Annotated in this window: 13 protein-coding genes and 2 pseudogenes; 4 read left to right on the top strand and 11 right to left on the bottom strand. The window is 60.6% G+C overall.

All coding sequences use genetic code 11. From position 1 onward, the window contains the following. Nucleotide 1 precedes the first annotated feature (1 nt). The 11 genes and pseudogenes from trbJ to EJ067_RS34965 form a co-directional block, all read right to left on the bottom strand. Nucleotides 2–727, bottom strand: a complete 726-nt coding sequence (trbJ, locus tag EJ067_RS20155; protein WP_024502854.1) for a P-type conjugative transfer protein TrbJ — start codon at nt 725–727, stop codon at nt 2–4. Next, entirely contained in the window at nt 724–3,174 is a 2,451-nt protein-coding gene (gene trbE, locus EJ067_RS20150) for a conjugal transfer protein TrbE (RefSeq protein WP_126057782.1), read from the bottom strand. The genes trbJ and trbE overlap by 4 nt, the downstream gene beginning before the upstream one ends. Beyond that, nucleotides 3,168–3,440 carry a VirB3 family type IV secretion system protein gene (locus EJ067_RS20145; RefSeq protein ID WP_024502852.1) on the bottom strand — a complete coding sequence of 91 codons (273 nt, stop codon included), beginning with the start codon at nt 3,438–3,440 and terminating at the stop codon, nt 3,168–3,170. The genes trbE and EJ067_RS20145 overlap by 7 nt, the downstream gene beginning before the upstream one ends. Beyond that, complete coding sequence (locus EJ067_RS20140) at nt 3,440–3,748, bottom strand: TrbC/VirB2 family protein (protein ID WP_126057781.1); 309 nt, start codon at nt 3,746–3,748, stop codon at nt 3,440–3,442. The genes EJ067_RS20145 and EJ067_RS20140 overlap by 1 nt, the downstream gene beginning before the upstream one ends. Before the next feature lie 12 nt (nt 3,749–3,760). Further along, nucleotides 3,761–4,729, bottom strand: a complete 969-nt coding sequence (gene trbB, locus EJ067_RS20135) for a P-type conjugative transfer ATPase TrbB (RefSeq protein WP_024502850.1) — start codon at nt 4,727–4,729, stop codon at nt 3,761–3,763. Continuing rightward, entirely contained in the window at nt 4,726–5,139 is a 414-nt protein-coding gene (locus EJ067_RS20130) for a CopG family transcriptional regulator (RefSeq protein ID WP_095488561.1), read from the bottom strand. Before EJ067_RS20130 ends, trbB begins: the two co-directional genes overlap by 4 nt. A gap of 116 nt (nt 5,140–5,255) precedes the next feature. After that, nucleotides 5,256–7,280: a conjugal transfer protein TraG gene (locus tag EJ067_RS20125; protein ID WP_024502848.1), complete on the bottom strand. Its 2,025-nt coding sequence runs from the start codon at nt 7,278–7,280 to the stop codon at nt 5,256–5,258. Nucleotides 7,281–7,486: 206 nt separating this feature from the next. After that, entirely contained in the window at nt 7,487–11,008 is a 3,522-nt protein-coding gene (locus tag EJ067_RS20120) for a Ulp1 family isopeptidase (protein WP_245454737.1), read from the bottom strand. Nucleotides 11,009–11,841: 833 nt separating this feature from the next. Beyond that, nucleotides 11,842–14,148: a S9 family peptidase gene (locus EJ067_RS20115; RefSeq protein WP_126080685.1), complete on the bottom strand. Its 2,307-nt coding sequence runs from the start codon at nt 14,146–14,148 to the stop codon at nt 11,842–11,844. A 515-nt stretch (nt 14,149–14,663) separates the two neighbouring features. Next, nucleotides 14,664–15,587 (bottom strand): annotated as a pseudogene (gene fni / locus EJ067_RS20110) (type 2 isopentenyl-diphosphate Delta-isomerase); the annotation flags it as partial. Beyond that, nucleotides 15,576–15,815 (bottom strand): annotated as a pseudogene (locus tag EJ067_RS34965) (hypothetical protein); the annotation flags it as partial. The pseudogenes EJ067_RS34965 and fni, both read right to left, overlap by 12 nt. Before the next feature lie 311 nt (nt 15,816–16,126). Between EJ067_RS34965 and EJ067_RS20105 the strand changes: the two are divergent. From EJ067_RS20105 to EJ067_RS20090, 4 genes are read left to right on the top strand one after another with little or no spacing between them, the layout of a single operon-like run. Further along, nucleotides 16,127–16,423 (top strand): DUF2604 domain-containing protein, encoded by a 297-nt coding sequence (locus EJ067_RS20105; protein WP_126057779.1) that lies wholly within the window; start codon nt 16,127–16,129, stop codon nt 16,421–16,423. Then, nucleotides 16,416–17,033, top strand: coding sequence for a putative metal-binding protein (locus EJ067_RS20100; protein WP_126057778.1), 618 nt, complete (start codon nt 16,416–16,418; stop codon nt 17,031–17,033). Before EJ067_RS20105 ends, EJ067_RS20100 begins: the two co-directional genes overlap by 8 nt. After that, nucleotides 17,030–17,518, top strand: a complete 489-nt coding sequence (locus EJ067_RS20095) for a Mov34/MPN/PAD-1 family protein (RefSeq protein ID WP_126057777.1) — start codon at nt 17,030–17,032, stop codon at nt 17,516–17,518. Before EJ067_RS20100 ends, EJ067_RS20095 begins: the two co-directional genes overlap by 4 nt. 3 nt (nt 17,519–17,521) lie before the next feature. Beyond that, complete coding sequence (locus tag EJ067_RS20090) at nt 17,522–19,051, top strand: E2 ligase fold family C protein (protein WP_126057776.1); 1,530 nt, start codon at nt 17,522–17,524, stop codon at nt 19,049–19,051. Nucleotides 19,052–19,170 lie beyond the last annotated feature (119 nt).

Genomic DNA, 19,170 nt, shown 5'->3' with positions numbered 1-19,170 from the left:
ATTAATTGCCGGGATAAGCCGAGCCGGTACCCAAGAACCGCTTCGTCATCTCGCGGGCGGCTTCGTCTGACTGGGCCTTGCGGGCGGCATCCTCGGCCTCAGCTCGAAACTGCGTTGCGAGCAGCGTCTGGATCTGCATCTGCTGTTTTGTCGAAAGCGCCATCAGCTGGTTGGTGGCCTGGCTTGCCTGAAGCGCACCGGCCGCCCCTTGGCTGCGGTTGACGAGATCGGCGAGCAGATCGCCGTCGGCGCGGACGTTCTCGACGATTTGCGACTGGACACCCATGGTCTGGCGGAACGCCTGCATGGCGGTTTGCCAACGCTCCCGCGCAGCACTCGCCACATCGCTGACTTTGATCGTGGCGTCGTAGCTTTCCGGATATTGGCTGCGCCACTGGTCTTGAAGCTTGCCCAGATCAAAGCTGAGGCCACTCGCCTGGTCCATCAAGCCGTCGATGCGATGGAGCGAACCGGTGAGTTGGCCAACGGAAGAGAAATCCAGACGCTGAAGATTGCGCGCCATGTTCTGCAGCATGGTCGCCTGATTCTGCAGCGACTGGATTTGGTTGTTGATCTGCTCCAATGCGCGCGCGGCCGTCAGCACGTTCTGCGCATAATTGGACGGATCGAACACGATAAGGGCGTACGCGGGCTGCACATAGTCGGCCATAGGCTTGGCGATCAGGGAAACGGTGATCAGGCCGGAGAGAAGGCGTCGCCGCATCATGAGAATTGCTCCTTGTCTGGTTGAGGGAATTGCTTGAGAAGTTCGCCGGCCCAATCGAGGCCGCGCGCGATCAGGAACTGCGAGGCAAAGCTGCCTTGCCCGTCTTCGGACATGATCCTGTCGATCAGAGTCTGCGTGGCCGGATCGGAAGCACCGCAAAGCGCAAGAGCGATGGGGCCAAGCTCGAGCTCGAACAGACGGTTGCCGCGGCGCGATTGCAGATAATACTGACGCTTCGGCGTGGCGCGGGCGATCAATTCGATCTGCCGCTCGCTTAAACCGAAGCGCTCGTAGGCTGTGCGCGCCTGGGGTTCCACGGCACGATCATTGGGAAGGAAAATGCGCTGCGGGCAGCTTTCGATGATTGCCGGCGCTATGCCAGAGCCCGCGATATCAGCCAGCGACTGCGTAGCGAAGACAACCGACACGTTCTTCTTTCGCAGCACCTTCAGCCATTCGCGGATGCGGGCGGCGAACAGCGGATTGTCGAGATAGACCCACGCCTCGTCGAGCATGATCAGCGTGGGCCGTCCGTCGAACCGTTCCTCAAGTCGCTGGAACAGATAGGTAAGCACCGGCAGCAAAGCGCCTTGGCTGTGCATTAACTCCTCGGTCTCGAAACACTGCACATCCGACAAGGCCAGCCCATCATGATCGGCATCGAGCAGGCGGCCGAAGGGACCGTCGAGCGTGTAGGGCATCAATGCGGTCTTCAGCGCATTGGATTGAAGCAGGACCGAAAGACCGGTCAGTGTGCGTTCCTGCGCCGGCGCGGTGGCAAGGCTGGCCAGCGCTGACCAAATAGCCTCCTTCACCTCCGGCGTGACGGTGACGTTCTCGTGGGCAACAAGGCTGGCGATCCATTCGGCCGCCCAGCTTCGGCTAGCCTGGTCGTTGATGCTGCGCAGTGGCTGAAAGGCAAGGGAACCGTCCGCTCCTAGCGCGTGGTGTTCTCCACCCATGGCAAGTGTTGCAGCACGGGCCGAATTGCCTTTGTCGAAGACATAAACCTGGGCGCCGGCATAGCGCCTGAACTGCAGAGCAATCAGAGCAAGCAGAACCGACTTGCCGGCGCCGGTCGGACCAACAACCAGCATGTGGCCGACATCTTCGACGTGGGTGGAAAGCCGAAACGGTGTCGACCCACTGGTCTCGGCAACGAAAAGCGGTGGCGCTTCGGTTTGGGTGACTTTCGCGAGATGCTCGTTTGTCGCAGGACCGGCCCAAACCGACGACAGCGGCATGAGATGGGCAAGGTTCAATGTATGAACGAGCGGTTGGCGAACGTTAGCGTAGACATGGCCAGGCAATGAGCCGAGCCAAGCCTCGACCGCATTGACGCCTTCTCGGATCGTGGTGAAGCCGAGCCCATTGATGATGCGCTCGACCGCGCGAAGCTTCTCTGCAGCGGCTTGGCGATCCTCGCCCCACACCGTCACGGTGGTGGTGAGATAGCCGAAACTCACATGATCACCGCCCAATGCCTGAAGGGCTTCGTCGGCATCGAGCGCCTTGTTGTCGGCATCGTTATCGACAAGCGGGACCGGCTCGTTGGTAATGACCTCGCGTAGGATTGCCACGATCGATTTGCGCTTGGCAAACCACTGCCGGCGCAATCGCGTCAGCGTCTTCGTGGCTTCCGTTTTCTCGAGCGGAATGAAGCGCGTCATCCAGCGATAGGCGAAATCCTGATGATTGAGGGTATCGAGGATTCCGGGCCGGGTGAGGTTCGGAAAGCCGAGGATGGTCAGTGTGCGAAGATGCTGCTCACCCAGCATCGGCTCCAGGCCACCGGTAAGCGGCGCATCGACCAGGATTGCATCCAGATATATCGGCGTTTCCGGGGCCATGATAGGATGGCGACGAGGCGAAATCGTGCCGTGGAGGTAGGTCAACGTCTGAGCATCATCGAGGACGCGTACTTCGGACATGAAACCCGAGAAGAGATCGAGCACGCGGTTGGTCTCGTCACGGAACCTCGCCAGATCCTGGCGCCAGTCTCTTTCTCCTCGGGAATAATGAGAGTCGACGAGCGCGCTTTCTGCGCGCGCCTGGGCGTCCGGCGGTGGCATAAACACCAAGGTCAGATGATAGCGGCTCTCGTAGTGCGCTACCTTCCCCTCGAAAGCAGCGCGGCGTTCTTCGTCGACCAGCCACGACGCGGCGTCAGGAAAATGCGAGTTCGGATAGCCCAGCGCTTCTGTGCGCTCGGCCTCAAAGAACAATGCCCAGCCAGAGCCAAGGCGTCTGAGAGCATTGTTCGCCCGGGCGCAAATGCCGACGAGTTCAGCCTCCGTCGCACTTTCGAGATCCGGGCCGCGGAACCGCAACGTCCGCTGAAAGCTGCCGTCCTTGTTGAGCACGATGCCGGGCGCCACCAAGGCAGCCCAGGGTAGATGGTCGGCAAGCCGGTCGGCTTTGCTTCGATATTCCGAAAGGTTCAGCATGCAAGCCACCCCTTCAGACGTAGGTGGCGCACAAGCACGCTGGCGAAGTCCGGATCGCGTCTTGCGGCAAACACCGCTAACGAGTGGCCTGCGATCCAAAGCACCAGACCAGCAATCCATTGCTGCAAGCCGAAGCCAATGGCCGCGGCCACTGTACCGTTGAGGATCGCCACCGCGCGCGGAGCCCCGCCGAGCAGGATCGGCTCGGTCAGCGCCCGGTGGACCGGTACTGCGAAGCCCTCGATATGCTGCTCCCCGGCGGCCATCAGACGAGCGCCCCACCACCGAAGGAGAAGAAGGAGAGGAAGAAGCTCGATGCCGCGAAGGCGATTGACAGACCGAAGACGATCTGAATCAGGCGCCGAAAACCACCGGCGGTGTCGCCGAAGGCAAGCGTCAGGCCGGTGGTGATAATGATGATCACCGCAACGATCTTGGCGACCGGTCCCTGCACGGACTCCAGGATCTGCTGCAGCGGCTGCTCCCACGGCATGCCGGAGCCGGCGGCATAAACCGGGGCCGTGTTAAGAAACGCGAGCGCTGTGGACGAAAGAAAGCGAAGCTTCTTGCGCATGAGGAAGGCCTTTCAAAGCTGCTGGAGTTGCGAAAGCGTGAGCGGGGCAACGGCGTAATCGCCGCTGCCGTCGAGACCGGTGACCTCGGCGATTGCGTCGATGTGGCGCGACGAGCCGCGTCCCGCTATGAAGACGATCAGATCTATCGCCTCAGCGATGAGCCGGCGGGGAACGGTGACCACCGCTTCCTGGGCGAGTTGCTCAATGCGATAGAGAGCCGAGCGCGCGGAATTGGCGTGTACGGTAGCGATGCCGCCTGGGTGCCCGGTGTTCCATGCCTTCAGCATGTCGAGCGCTTCCGCGCCCCTCACCTCGCCCACGATGATGCGGTCCGGCCTGAGCCTCAGCGTCGAGCGCACGAGATCGGCAAGGGTGACCGAGCCCCGCCTTGTTCTCAGGGCAACGCAGTCCCTGGCCGCGCACTGCAGTTCGCGTGTGTCCTCGATCAGGATCACCCGATCGTCGCATTCGGCGACTTCAGCCAGCAGAGCGTTGGCGAGTGTTGTCTTCCCCGAGGAAGTGCCGCCGGCGATCAGCATGTTGCGCCGCTCGCGGACGGCCTTTTTCAGCGCATCGGCCTGCAGCGGCAGCATGATGCGTTCGGCAACATAGTCGGCCAGGGTGTAGACTTTCGCGGCGGGCTTGCGGATGGCAAAACATGGCGCCAACACCACAGGTGGCAGCAGGCCTTCGAAGCGTTCGCCAGACGGCAATTCGGCACTGACGATCGGGTTGTCGGCGTGCGCCTCGGCGCGCACGTGCGAAGCAACCAGGCGGATGATACGTTCTGCCTCGGACGGGTGCATGTGAACGTCGGTATCGACCCGACCTTCGCCTAACCGGTCGAGTCGCAGCGCGCCGTCGGGATTGACCATCACCTCGATGACGGACGGATCGGCCAGGGCTTCGGTGATTGCCGGACCCATGGCGGTGCGCAGCATGACACGCCGCCGGTGGTCGGCCTCGGGATGAGAGCTCATCCTTCCCCTCCCCCACCATTGTCTTTGCTAAGCGACTTTTTGCCGGAAGCGATCTGGCGGCCGACCTTCTCAACGAATTTCTCGAAACGCTCTTGGGCAATAGCCTGCGTTGCCCGATCCGGGACCGGCGTGTGGGCGTGAAGGGTGATCGAAAAGCGGATGAAGAGCGCCAGGCTCTCCAGGATCACCTCGGAATCGCGCCTGACGTGGGCAAGATCGCGGGAGAGCCGGTCAAGCCTTACGCCGTAGCGCCGATCGAACTCGCTCTCGCCACGCCGCTCGATGAACGCCTCGATCGCCTTCGCCACGATCGCTGATTTGGTCGTTGACGGATCGCGACTGAGGTTGTCCAGTTTCTCGCTGAGCTCCGGCTCAAGCAGAAACTGATGGCGAATGCGGTGCGGCTTCATGCGGCTCGTTCCGACGGCCCGGCGTTGCGCCGGCGACGGGAGAAGCATCGGCCAGACGCTCAAAATTGCTTATGGCCGTTATCTACGCTGAGGTGCGCTCTGCAACTCAGCGGACTTCAGAAGCCGGGAATGACATCGTCGCCCCTGCCCTCGTTGATACCGTAGGCGCGGGCCGCAGTGGAAATCCGATCCATGACACGCTTGTCCGCGAGCGCTTCGCTGTCATCGTCTGCGGGCTTGTACAGATCGGCCTGATCGGGCTCTTGAGAGACAACAACGTCTTCTTCGGGCAGGCTTGGATGGCGTTGCTGCTGAACGCCTCCCTCGTCTTCAACTGGCGCGTCGGCGCTTTCCTCGTCCGCAGCAAGTCGGCTATCGACGCTGCACACTTGTCCAGTCCAGCCGTCCGGGCGTGATGCAGGGCAGTCCGCATAGGGTCCGTCGTGCAGCACCGGCGCAGGCAGCACCCGATCTGTGAAATTCTGATCCTGATAATAGCGCAGCTTCTTGGCGCGGATCGGCGGCAACCCAGAAACCAGGACCAATTCGTCTGACGGCGGCAATTGCATCACCTCGCCTGGCGTCAGGAGCGGGCGCGCGGTTTCCTGGCGGCTCACCATGACATGTGAAAGCCAGGGCGCAAGCCGATGGCCCGCATAGTTGCGCATCGACCTAAGTTCGGTTGCGGTGCCGAGGGCATCCGAGATGCGCTTGGCCGTGCGTTCGTCATTGGAGGAAAAGGCAATTCGCACGTGGCAATTGTCGAGAATAGCATTGTTCTCGCCATAGGCCTTTGAAACCTGGTTCAAAGATTGTGCGATCAGATAGGAGCGAATGCCATAACCTGCCATGAAGGCGAGCGCCGTTTCGAAGAAGTCGAGGCGACCGAGCGCCGGAAACTCGTCCAGCATCATGAGCAGCTGATGCTTACGGCTCTTCTTCGGGTCCCCCTCCAGACGCTCCGTCAACCGCCTGCCGATCTGGTTCAAGATCAGTCGCACCAAAGGCTTGGTGCGCGAGATATCCGAAGGCGGCACGACCAGATAGAGCGACAGCGGTCGCTCTCCATCCACTAGGTCAGCGATGCGCCAGTCGCAGGACGAAGTGGCCGCCGCGACCGTTGGATCACGATAAAGCCCAAGAAAGGACATGGCGGTCGAGAGGACGCCTGAGCGCTCGTTTTCCGACTTGTTCAGGAGTTCGCGAGCCGCCGAGGCCACTACGGGATGGACCTGAGGGTTATGCCCCGTCCCGAGATGGTTTGTCGTCATCATCCGCCGTAGCGTTGCGGCAAACGAGCGTTGCGGGTCCGACAGGAAGGTGGCGACGCGGGCTAGCGTCTTGTCCTCTTCAGCGTAGAGCACGTGCAAAATGGCGCCAACTAGGAGTGAATGGCTGGTCTTCTCCCAGTGATTCCGTCGCTCCAGCGCGCCCTCGGGATCGACGAGGATGTCGGCGATGTTTTGAACGTCCCGGATCTCATCTGGGCCTTTGCGCACCTCCAGCAGCGGGTTGTAGCGTGCCGATCTCGGGTCGGTCGGATTGAACAGAAGGCAGTACGAGAATTTCGACCGCCAGCCGGAGGTCAACTGCCAATTTTCGCCTTTTATATCATGAATGATGGCAGACCCGGTCCAGGAAAGTAGCGTTGGAACAACCAGCCCCACGCCCTTGCCCGAACGCGTCGGCGCAAATGCCATGACGTGCTCCGGGCCGTCATGGCGCAGATAGCGATCGTTCAGCCTACCGAGGAAAACGCCCGCCGGCCGTAACAACCCTGCCGTCTCGACCTCATGAGTCGTGGCCCACCGTGAAGACCCATAGGTCGTAACCGACCCGCGCTGTCGCGCGCGCAAAAGCGAGCCTGCGATTGCGGCGGCACAGCCCAGGAATCCGCTGGCGCCTGCAAGCGTACCGGCTTTGTCGAAGACCTCCGGCGCATAAGCATCGAAGTGGAACCACCATTCAAACAGCTTCCACGGCTTGTAGATTGGCCAGCCGGCGAAGAGAAACCATGGTGCGCCGAGAGGCGTCTGGTAGGTCAGCATTTGAGCGCACCATTGGGTTGCCGTCCATACGCCGATAATGACAATTGCGCACACAACGGCGATCTGCCCGATCAGTAGCTTCGTAGGTGTCATCGGCTTGGCCCGCTGAACAACGCGACCTAGCATCGCGCGGTGCAGCCGGGACAGGAATGTTCCTCACATACGATTTGGGAGCAATGAACGACTTCCTACTATGCAGGTCGGTCAGCACGCGTGTTGCGCCTTCACGCGACACCATCCTCTCCATTCACCCTGAGGCCCGGCGCCGCCGACAGTTGCGTGACCGCTCCTCCGCAAAGTTATCTTCTGCGTTCAGGGAGCCAGGGCGCCTGGGCTGGCTGATGAACACCGTCCGCTCGCGCATGTGGGGTCGAATTGATTTGTGCCCAAGTGGAGGCAGGCTCATCATTCAACAGTTGCCGCAGTTCCCCTGGCTCGAACGCCATCATTGGTGGGGAGGCAGGCTCGTCTTCCAACAGTTGCCGCAGTTCCCCTGGCTCGAACGCCATCATCGGTGGGGAAGCGGGTTCATCCTCCAACAGCTGCCGCAGTTCCCCTGGCTCGAACGCCATCATCGGTGGGGAAGCGGGTTCATCCTCCAACAGCTGCCGCAGTTCCCCTGGCTCGAACGCCATCATTGGTGGGGAGGCAGGCTCGTCCTCCAACAGTTGCCGCAGTTCCCCTGACTCGAACGCCATCATTGGTGGGGAGGCAGGCTCGTCTTCCAACAGTTGCCGCAGTTCCCCTGACTCGAACGCCATCATTGGTGGGGAGTCAGGCTCGTCTTCCAACAGTTGCCGCAGTTCCCCTGGCTCGAATGCCATCATCGGTGGGGAGGCGGGTTCATCCTCCAGCAGCTGCCGCGGCTCTTCCTCGTGCGGCAAGCGCCTCCTTAGCCGGTCTTGCAGCGCCTGCCGATCGGCAACGAGGTTGTCGAGGGGCAGCGGCTCGTGGTCTGGCCGCTGCCCTTTCACCAATCGTTCAACCAGCGCCCACGTGCCCTCCAGGACAAATACGCCGCAATCATAATGGTTCGTCTGTCTGGCCATGGGGGCTGGCGCCAAGGTAGCATTCAGCAGTCCTGCGAGCTGTTTTGCAGGCACGTCGTTATATCCCTCTCGCTGGAGGGAGTCGTAGTGATAGGCGAACCGCCTTTCGGGGTCGCGGCGATCAACGAGCAGCAGCGACCAATGGGTGCCGGGGCTAGTAGCCGTGCCATTATTCACTGGCAAGAACAGGAAGTCGGCTGTGGCGTTGTTTTGATTATAGATGGACTGCAATATGCCTCGAGCGTCTTGCGGCGACGTGTGTCGCAGTAGATGGGATACGGAAGGATCCACCAGCCGAGTCCGGGCAGCGAGCGCCGGATTGATCCCCTGCAGTTGCCGCTCCAGCAAATTGTAATCTCTCTGGACATGGGCGTCGCTCAGCCATTCGGCGGCGCCGAGCACCCGCCCCGTTGCAACGTTGGACGGGGCTGTCGGATCGAGCGCCCCGATCTGAGCCCCAGAGGAACTGGTCGTCAGTGTGGTCACATCAACCAGTGGAAGGCCGCGGTAGGTGCCTGGCAGCTTAGCGGTTGCTGGCGAGGCGGGTTGGGGAGCTCTTGCCGGTGCCGCTGGCCCAGCTTCAGCAGCGGCCCCAACGCGCCTGGTGACTGCGTCTGCCGGATGAGCAGCAAGGACAGTTTCGCGCCCGAGCACAATGCGCGGCAGGATATCCCGGAGGTGAGCCAATGCAGAACCGATACTTAGTCTATTACCATAGGAGACAGCCTTGAAGCTCTCAACATCTTTATCCAGCGATTTGTCGTGAATCCGAGCGGCAATCCCAGGCTTGTTATTTTGACGCAGATACTGGCTAAAATGTCTAAGAAAATTTGTATAGCCGCCCACGGTATCTGGATTCCGTCCGGTCGCAGGCGCTGCCAGGTACTCCTTGGTCGAAGCGGCTCTGTAATCTCTAATGAGCTCGGCATCGTCAGGATAGGGGATCACGAGAGGGCGACCCATAATCGGGGCTCCGCTTGTCGACTTCTTGAGGTAACGCAGTGCGCCAGCCACGGTGGAGGAACCACCCGTACTCTCGTACTCCTTGAGATCCTGATCCAGCGACGAATGGTAAAGCCGAGCAGCAAACCCTGGCTTGTTGTTTTGAAGGAGCCACCGACTAAAGCCGAAAAGAGAATTTACATTGAAAGTGACCGTGTTCGCGCTGGCCTTACCCGCGTGGAATGCTGCCCTCAGCCCTTCGATAGCGGTCGCATCGTTGGAATAGACAGGACGCTTGTCGGAACCGTTGGGGACTACAATTGGACGATCCGGCTGCACTGTCGAGGACATCGAACCACCACCTCCGGGATGCGGTGCTGGGGTGGATTCGTGTTCATCCCTCTGCCTGACGAGCTGCGCCTCAGATTCCGGTGTAGCCACCTTATGAGGATCCTGCATCGGTTCGATCCCCTCCATCTCCTGCTGCAACCAAGCCAAAGCTTGGCGAGCGGCGGCTTCATCAACCGCGGAGGATGTCTCCACACCTCTGGCGGACGCCGGCAGAGCCTGCTCCGCCCGCCGTCGAAAGAGCTCTGGCGAGGCGGATTTCTCCGCCCACAATCTGGGCTGCGTAGCGAGTCCCCGTCCAGATTTATGTGGCACCGCCTCGCTTGGCAGCGGGCTGCTCCTGTCCCGTGCAGCTACCAGCCCCTCCGGGGCGCCCTGGTCGCCGTGGCGCCAGTTCAAGTGAGGGACGGCCTCTCCAAAGTCGGGTGCTTGGTGTTGGTGCGCGGTTGGGGCGAGAGACAATGGTAGATCGGTGCCCTCCTTATAACCTACCGGCAGGAGCTCCTCTGGCCAATCGAATCCCTGCTGTGGTGCGGTATGCTGAGCAGCGTCGCCACGGGGACGAGCCTCCATGCTGACCGCGTTTTCCAGATGACTCCCGAGTATAACGCGCGGCGGGTGCTTGCGGATATAAACCAGTGCAGATTCGATCGGAGCTCCACGAGTAGAGGAGGCGGCCTTGTAGCTCTCAACATCTTTATCCAGCGATTCATCGTAAATCCGGCCCGCAATCCCGAGCTTGTCATTTTGACGTAGGTAATGACTGAAATGGTTAAGAGCAGTTGCGTAGCCGCTCGCGGATCTGAAATGTCTAGTGAGCGCGGCGTCGTCAGGATGGGGGTTCAGGACAGCGCGACCCACAATCGGGGCGGCTCCGCCTATCGGCTTCATCAGTTGACGCAGTGCGCCAGCCACTGTGGAGGAACCACCCCTACTCTCGTACTCCTCGAGATCCTGGCTCAGCGACGGATGGTAAAGCCGAGCAGCAAACCCTGGCTTTTTGTTTTGAAAGAGCCAACGACTAAAGCCGAAAAGAGAATTTGCGCTGCGAGTGACCGTGTCCGGCCTGGCTTTACCCGCAAGGAGTGCAGACTTCAGCCCTTCGATGGCGGTGGCATCGTTGGAATAAACAGGACGCTTGTCGGCACCGTCGGGGGCCACAATTGGACGATCCGGCTGCACTGTCGAGGGCATCGACCCATCGAGATGCGGCGCTGGGGTGTATTCGTGCTCATCCCCCTGCATCGCGAGCTGCGCCTCCCGTTCCGATGTACCCACCTGATGGGCAGGGAGTTGCATCATCGCGCGAGCGCCTGAGTCACCAACCTGACCTGGTTGCCGCTCAGTGACAGCATGCTGCAGATTGCTTTGGATCCTCTGCCTCTTCGTTGGTCTCAACTCACCTTTGCCATGCGAGCCATTGACGAGGACATCCTCGCCTGGTGCACTCATCAACTCATCCGCCGCCTGCAATTCGCCCAAGTGCTGCTCAAAACCGGCTTGGCCGGCTTGTCCGCTTGCTCGTGCGGTACGGCGTGCTGCACCTGCAGCCAAGCTGCTACGATGAATGTCCAGTTTGTACGGGTGCACGCTAGCCTCACTTCCACAGATCACATGAGCAACCTACTCAGGCAAGCTTTCGAAAGGCTGACGAGGTCCGCCGCCGCGGAAGGCGAAGGCTGGTTTTCTGCTCAGCGGTTGACGGCCTAGCGTGTTGCGGCCGCGCCGGGTATCACGCCAATCAATCTGAATAGTCGATGCGTCAAACGAACCAGGATAGGATTTTCGTAGCGGGGCTGCTCTACTCACTCTTGTCCTGAGGTAGAATTCAACCATATCGCCGAGCAACTGGATGCCGATTGGATACCCGATCCGGAAAGCTTCAGCTCATATGTGACGCGAGGATGAGAATCGTGGCAGCTCCAGACCGACGGGCTGCCACCCACAGCGGCGATGACCGACGAGGGTCTTCTATTGCCAAGGTAATCGTCCGTTCGGGGACCTATGTGTTCCTATGCTCGTCGAGCGGATCGGGTGGGCCGCACCGCCGTAGCGTTACGGCGAGCGGAAGCGGCGTTGGGTGCGGCTTTTCCCCTGAACGCTTCACACCAGGCTGATAGGGGATCTTGCAATCGCACACACGCGGTCTGCAGGCGTGCCTATCAAGCAGTTTGCTCAGACCAACGTCGCGGCGAGCCTATCCTCAATACGCAGCGCAAGTCCTAGACTCCACGATCGTCCTTCGGTGCAGATTTGCTCGCGCCTCGCCCTGATTACAGCCGATAAGGCGAGCTAACAATTGCAAGAGCCACAAGCTACTCCAGCTCGATCGGTTTGCTGTTCCAGTCGGGCGGGGTCTGACCGAGAATGTTGCGAACGAAGAAGTCTAGGAGTTTGCGCTCGGTGTAGGTGCCTAGAGTATGGTGATTGGCACCAGGAACGTAGACAATGTCAAAATCTTTTCCTGCCTTGATGAGTCGATCGGCAAGCTGGAACGAGCAAAACGGATCGACATTATCATCCATTTCGCCGACCGCGATCATCAGCTTGCCCTGCAGCCTGTGAGCATTGTCAACGGCGGAGGATTGCGAATATTCAATGCCGACCGGCCACCCCATCCACAGTTCATTCCACCAGGTCTTGTCTATCCTGTTGTCGAAGCAGCCGTTTTTGGCGACGGCGACCTTGTAGAAATCGGGGTGAAAGAGCAGCGCGCTGACTGCACTCTGGCCGCCGGCGGATGCGCCAAAAATGCCGACGTTGGATATGTCGTACCATGGATATTGCGCGGCCGCCGCCTTGTGCCACAGAATGCGATCGGGAAATCCTGCGTCCTTCAGATTCTTCCAAGCAACATCATGGAAGGCGCGGGAGCGGTTGTTGGTGCCCATGCCGTCGATCTGAGCAACGACGAAGCCCAGCTGCGTGAGCGGCTCTGTCCACCGCGAGAAGGATTTTGGGACGAAGGAGCCGTGGGGTCCAGCATAGATATTCTCCACAACCGGGTATTTCTTCGTCGGGTCGAAGTTGGCTGGCAGGTGGAGCACACCCCAGATGTCAGTTTTGCCGTCGCGCCCCTTGGAATGGAAACTGAGCGGCGGCTGCCAGCCTGCGGCGACGAGCTCGGAAATGTCGGCCGTCTCGATCTGCTGGAGCTTGGCATTGTCGCTGGCGCGGTAGAGTGCCATGCGCGGGGGCAGATCGATGCGTGACCAGAGATCGACATAATAGCGCCTGTCAGGCGAGAACTCGATATGGTGGTTGGCCGGTTCGGGCGTCAGTGCAGTCAGTCCCTTGCCGTCAAAGCCGATGCGGTAAGCATGGACCCAATAGGGGTCCTCCTGCGAGTTCATCCCGCTCGCCTCGAACCAGATCTGACGCTTCACCGGATCGACATGGTTGACCCTCCGGACGACCCACTCACCTCGGGTGATCTGGTTTTCGAGCGCGCCTGTCCGGCCGTTGAAAAGATACAAATGCTCATACCCGTCGCGCTCTGATGCCCAGATGATCTCCTTCCCGTCATCGACATCGTAACGGAAGATTTTTCCGGCATCCTCCTGGCCATGCCCCAGCGGCAAATAATCCACGAATGTCTCGCTGGTCTCATCGATCAGGGAGCGCCCGCGGCCCGAGGCGGCGTCTACCTCGACCAAGCGATAGAGCTGATGCCCGCGCTGGTTATATTCGAAAGTGAAGCCGCGGCTGTCCGCCCACCACCGGAGAGGGGAAAGTTCGAAGACGTTCGAGAAGAGGGCACCGTCAATCACGATCTGGCGCCGGCCGGCAATGTCGAACAGGACTGGTTGGGGCAGCGGAAGGACATCGCCCGGCCTGGGATAGAATATTGTTGAATATTCCCGCTCCAACTGGTCCGTCGATGAATTGAGGTAGCGGACCTCTCGCCTATAGCCGGGGCGAACAAGGTAAGCGGCGAGGTGGCGCGAGTCCGGCGACCAGCTCAGCGTCGAAAAGACGTAGCAATTGCCTTCGGCTCCGTCCCGGCTCAGAGGAACATCCTGCAATCCGTCCTCGCTGCGCAGGAAAACGTTGCAGTTCTTGATATAGGCGATCCATTTGCCGTCGGGCGACGCGTTGCTCTTGTCGGGGTTGTTCTCCGCTGGCGGCGTGTAGCGGTGGCTGAGCTCCCTACGGTCCCCTTTCCTTGCATCGAATGTGGTGCTGGTACAGTCATAGCTTGCAAGGTCGCAGCTCCACCGGGTGTCTTCAATCTGGAAGTCGAGCCTGCGACCATCCTCACTCAGTTCGAAACGGTCGAACGGAAGATTGCCGGCTTGATAGCTCTCATGGCTCACCTTGTTTAGCGCTGCCGCCAGACGCGCCTGATCGAAAGCGGGCCGCTTGAAACCCGTGGCAGCATCGACCTGCATGAACTGCTGCTCGCCGTGGCTAGTCCGGCGGTAGACGAAGGCTTCACCCCCGGTCAGCCAGAAAGGCATTTTGGGGACATTGACAGTGAGCCCGCCATATCGATCGTTGATCGTAAGTGCGCGCTTGAAATCGGCCGGCGCTAGCGTCGGGTGTAAACTTTTCGAACCCTTGGCCAGCGTCTGAGTTGCCGATCGCCATGCCGCGCGCGTCAAAGCGCCGATCCTGGACATACCTGTTCACTTCTTTCGGTTTTCGGAATGCTAATTTTGAAGTTGGGTTCTCGTCGCCGGTCTGCAGCAGCGCCGAGCGTCGCCTTGGAGGAGAGCCAGCACGCGGGTGCAGCCAGGCACGCGCAACAGGGGCGCTCCTTGGACATCCAGGCACTGGTTCGGGTGCCGATTGAAGAGTTGGCGTCCGTCGCCGAAACAACCAGGAAAGAGCGTCCATGCAGCCCTGACGCGACTATTTCCCCGCGAGTATGGCCGCTTGCTTTTCTGCATCATCTGAAAGGTCCTGCTCTAGTCGGGCCGGATGTCACCCCGGCAGATTGTGCTATTTCGACAATCTCCGAGCGATTGCCGCCGGCCCATGACGAGGTTTACCGATAGGGCGCAATATGCGTGCCAAAGGAAAAGCGGTTTAATACACGGCAATCCGCCTATGTCGCATCCCCAACATCGTCGCACACCGGACAATGCCGGACGATATTGTCCCGGGGCGTCAAATTGGTTTGATGGTGACCCAACAACTGGCGGATGACGATCTCGAAATGCGCGACAACGGCCTCGGTGGACACTGTCGCCGCGCCCAGCACGCTGGCCGCCTGCCCGGCGATGTCCGCGCCCAGGCGGATGGCCTTGGCCACGTCGACGCCATCGCGGATCCCGCCCGACGCGATCAGCTTCACCGTTGGCAGCGCCCGACGCACCGCCTGCACGCTGGTCAGGGTGGGAATCCCCCAATTGGCGAATGACATCGCCACTGCACGGTCGGCGGCATTGCGGGCGCGCTCGCCCTCCACTGCGGCCCAACTGGTGCCGCCGGCGCCGGCGACATCGATTACCGCCACGCCCGCCTCGACGAGCGCACAGGCCACCGAGGCGGACAGGCCGCCCCCACTTCCTTGGCCACGATCGGCACGCCCACGATGCGCGCGGCGCCAGCGATCAGCGCCAGGACGCCGCGCCAGTCGCGGTCGCCCTCCCGGCTGTACCGCTTCCTGCAGCGGATTGAGATGGACGATGAGCCCATCGGCCTCCAGCGCGTCCACCGCGCGACGCGCCAGGTCCAGGCCGTCGGCCTCCCGCAGTTGCGCGGCGCCGATATTGGCCAGCAAGGGAATGTCTGGCGCCAGGCGGCGCAGCGCGCGCGTTAGCCCCTGGGAGTTACGGGATTGCAGGCTCACACGCTGCGAACCGCACATGGCGATCCGCAAGGCTTGCGCTGCCTCGCTCAAATGCCGGTTGATGGCCTCGGCCCGTGGCATGCCGCCGGCCATAGAGCTGATCAGCAGCGGCGCGCGCATAGCCTTGCCCAGCAGCGAGGCGCGCAGGTCGATCTGCGTCAGGTCCAACTCGGGCAGTGCGCAGTGTTCGAAATGGATGTACTCCCAGCCAGCGGCCACCGTGGCCGGCGCCGTTCGCCGATCCAGCACCAGCGAAGCGCGCAGCTGAGCGCAGCCCTCGAATCCGGAGAGAACGCACGGTACGCCGTGCCCCAGCGCCTGCTCCACGGCGGCGAGCTGCTCCGGCGCGATCAGGCCAACGTCGTTGCAATCGTCTAGCCAGAACAGCAGCGCCAGTTCGCGATAGAACGCCACGATCAGCGTTTCGTTCTGCGGATCACGGCCGGTGCGGGCGCTGGTGTCGCGCAGGCTCGGGTGAATGCGTTGCAGGATTGGGGGACGCGTGACGCAGTCAAAGCTCCCCTTGCCAAGCACGGAGCAGGCGAGTGAGAGAGCAGATGAATAGGCGTGTCGCCAATATTTTCGCATTGCTATAATCGATTATAGTTGTGAGGAGCAATTTGAGACCATTTACTTGCGGCTCAAGTCACCCATAAAAGAAGGCAAGCACCGATTCGGTAGCTTATCCCCTGTCTTTCGCGTACTCGCGGCCGTGGCGCCGGGTGAACGATTGAAGACCGCCGGTCTCACTCGCAGGTGGGCGCCAGGGCGTGGGACGGTTGGCAAGCCACAGGAGTAGGACAATGTCGAAGGATTCGGGTAAGGGCGATAATCACGGCGGCGGGCCGGGCAAGATCGAGATCACGATGGTGGTGAACGGCCAGCCCACGCAGGTCGAAGCCAATCCCAACCAGCCGCTTCACGTCATTCGTACCAAAGCCCTTGAGAACACGCAGAATGTCGCCCAACCAGCCGAGAATTGGGAATTGAAGGATGAGGCCGGCAACTTGCTCGACGTCGACAAGAAGCTTGGCGATTTCGGTTTCCCGAATACTGTGACCCTGTTCCTCAGCCTGAAGGCGGGCGTCGCAGGTGCCTAAACCCCAAAGTGTGGATCCGGAGGTCTCCCGAGCGAAGTTTGATCGGGAGATCGGCCGGTTCCGGCCATATGCTGATGTCTATCGGGCTCAGGGCTGCTTCTTGATCGAGGCGACCTTTCCGCGCGCTTTCTTCATTTTCGCAAGCCTCAAGTTAAAACCACGGGTGATCAGCGCAGCGAGCGAGGTCGACTTCACCGACTACGACTTAAGACCACCGTCCGTGGTCTTCGTCGATCCGTTTACGCGTCATCCGATTGCCCGGAAAGATCTATACCTGAAAATGCTTAGACGTCCGCCGCTGCCCGGAACGCCGCCGGAGATGATAGGAGCTCTCATCCAGCAGAACGCCGTGCCGCTGACGGACTTCATCCAGGCCAACAGTCCCGAGGACGAACCATTCCTGTGCATGGCGGGCGTCCGGGAATACCACGACAATCCAGCCCATTCAGGTGATCCATGGCTACTTCATCGGGGTTCTGGCGAAGGCTGTTTGGCCTTCATCCTGGACAAGATCATCAAGTACGGAATCATTCCTATAGAGCAGTTGCAGATTCAACTCCCACCGGCAATCGTAGGAATGGTGGTATCCCCTCAGGCGATACAAGAATGACTGGTTTGAGAGATGTAACGATCGTGACTCTCCCGCGCGGCTGCATCTCGACCACGCATGGGCATCTGCGCTCAGTTGGTCGCGAAGGCAATGAGGGGATGGCGCTCTGGGTCGGCGTTCAGCAAGACCGGCACTTTGCCGTAACAGAGACGGTTATCCCGGCGCAGCGTCACATTCGGACAAACGATGGCGTTTGCGTGATCGTTGCGGCCGAAGAACTGCACCGGCTCAATGTCTGGCTCTACAAAAGCGGCCTGAAACTCTTGGCCCAGATTCACAGCCATCCGGGCCGCGCCTACCATTCGACGACGGACGACGCTTATGCGGTTGCTACCACGGTTGGGTGTCTGTCGCTGGTAGTGCCGAATTTCGCCCGCGAGCCTTTCGATTTTGCTCGGGTCGCCGCCTATCGGCTTGACGAAAAGGCCAAATGGAATGCGCTCCCTCCCGCGGCACTGTCGCGAATGATCATGATATCGAGTTGAACAATGGCATTCGCTAACTTCATCGATCGTGCCGCCACGGCGGCATCTCAGGTCCTGGCCGATTTTCATCTGGGAGACTTCAAAGCAGCTCTTGAAAAGCAGGTCGTGGCAGTCGCCTTCGACCATCAGGCCGCTTCCTGCGCCGAAGGCCAGGCGACACTAGATCTTGCGGTGAGATTGCTCGCTAGGCTCTACCCGGTTCTGGCGATACTCCCGCTGGACAGCGCGGCGAGCTCTCAAGCCCAAGCGCTGGAGCGCTTGGCAAAGTCGATCAATCCAAAAGTCGGCATCCGGCGTTCCGGCAAGTCTGCCACCGTCTGCGTCGTTGCAGGGGTAACGCGCCCATCACTCCGGTGCCCGATCTTTTTCGTGGGATCGGACGGTTGGGCGGCAAAGCTGTCGCGTACGGACCCGGTGGGCTCTGGCCCAAGTCTGCTGCCTTTTGGAGCTGGCGCCGCCAGTTGCTTCGGCGCCGCCAACGTCTTTCGAACTATCTTCGCCGCCCAGTTGACCGGCGCCGAGTTGGACGAAACCATCGACCTCTCGCTATGCAGCTACGACAAGACCAAAGCCGGGGAGGCTGGCCCGATCGACTTCCCAGTCGACCTTGGCGAAACCCACCTCGTTGGGCTCGGTGCGATAGGCCATGGCTCGCTTTGGGCGCTAGCGAGACAACCCGATCTCAAGGGTCGTCTGCATGTAATCGATCACGAAGCGATCGAACTCTCAAACCTGCAGCGCTACGCATTGGCCGGCCAGGCGGAGATTGGTATGTCCAAGGCGGTTCTTGCAGCCACCGCCCTTAGATCGACTGGCCTTGAGGTCGAGGCGCACCCTCTGACGTGGGCAGAATATGTTGCGCGCCGGGGCAATTGGGTCTTAGACCAAGTGGGTGTGGCGCTTGACACCGCCGCCGACCGTCTGGCTGTCCAAGGTGCACTGCCGCGATGGATCGCAAACGCTTGGATGCAGGAGCACGATCTCGGTATCTCCCGGCATGGTTTCGATGACGGCCAGGCTTGCCTTTGTTGCATGTACCTGCCATCCGGAAAATCCAAGGACGAGCACCAGCTGATTGCCGAGGAACTCGGAATACCGGAAGCACACGAGCAGGTGAAAACGCTCCTGCAGACAAATGCCGGAGTTCCCAACGACTTTGTAGTTCGCGTGGCTACAGCGATGGCTGTGCCGTTTGAACCGCTAGCCCCGTTTGTCGGCCAGCCCCTGCGCTCCTTTTATCAGCAGGCTATCTGCGGCGGTCTGGTGTTCCAGCTTAGCGAAGGAAGTCGCCGCGTTCGAACTGTGGTTCCGATGGCCTTTCAGTCGGTGCTTGCCGGGATTATGCTTGCCGCGGATTTGGTCAAGCATAGTGCGGGGTTTCCCATGAGCCCGACGACGAGCACTCGGGTGAATCTTCTGCGCCCCCTTGGCTCTCACTTGCACGATCCGAAGGCCAAGGACTCCAGCGGCCGCTGCATCTGTAGCGACGACGATTTCATTGCCGCTTACAGGCGCAAATACGGAGCGCGTTGATCAGGTAAGCGATGTCTCGGCCGCCTAAGCAGACGCGCACCTCTCCGTAGACGCAGGGGGCGCGGCTTGTGGGCGTGACCATGGGCGCCATTATGACACGCTTGGCCCGCTCCTTTGCC

The sequence above is a fragment of the Mesorhizobium sp. M1D.F.Ca.ET.043.01.1.1 genome (genome assembly GCF_003952385.1).
Lineage (GTDB): Bacteria > Pseudomonadota > Alphaproteobacteria > Rhizobiales > Rhizobiaceae > Mesorhizobium.
Note: the sequence above shows the minus strand (reverse complement) of the source record. Positions and strands in the feature narration are given on the sequence as shown.

Coding starts and splice junctions, on each gene's coding strand:
- trbJ (WP_024502854.1), bottom strand. CDS start 727: ATGATGCGGCGACGCCTTCTCTCCGGCCTGATCACCGTTTCCCTGATC.
- trbE (WP_126057782.1), bottom strand. CDS start 3,174: ATGCTGAACCTTTCGGAATATCGAAGCAAAGCCGACCGGCTTGCCGAC.
- EJ067_RS20145 (WP_024502852.1), bottom strand. CDS start 3,440: ATGGCCGCCGGGGAGCAGCATATCGAGGGCTTCGCAGTACCGGTCCAC.
- EJ067_RS20140 (WP_126057781.1), bottom strand. CDS start 3,748: ATGCGCAAGAAGCTTCGCTTTCTTTCGTCCACAGCGCTCGCGTTTCTT.
- trbB (WP_024502850.1), bottom strand. CDS start 4,729: ATGAGCTCTCATCCCGAGGCCGACCACCGGCGGCGTGTCATGCTGCGC.
- EJ067_RS20130 (WP_095488561.1), bottom strand. CDS start 5,139: ATGAAGCCGCACCGCATTCGCCATCAGTTTCTGCTTGAGCCGGAGCTC.
- EJ067_RS20125 (WP_024502848.1), bottom strand. CDS start 7,280: ATGACACCTACGAAGCTACTGATCGGGCAGATCGCCGTTGTGTGCGCA.
- EJ067_RS20115 (WP_126080685.1), bottom strand. CDS start 14,148: ATGTCCAGGATCGGCGCTTTGACGCGCGCGGCATGGCGATCGGCAACT.
- EJ067_RS20105 (WP_126057779.1), top strand. CDS start 16,127: ATGTCGAAGGATTCGGGTAAGGGCGATAATCACGGCGGCGGGCCGGGC.
- EJ067_RS20095 (WP_126057777.1), top strand. CDS start 17,030: ATGACTGGTTTGAGAGATGTAACGATCGTGACTCTCCCGCGCGGCTGC.
- EJ067_RS20090 (WP_126057776.1), top strand. CDS start 17,522: ATGGCATTCGCTAACTTCATCGATCGTGCCGCCACGGCGGCATCTCAG.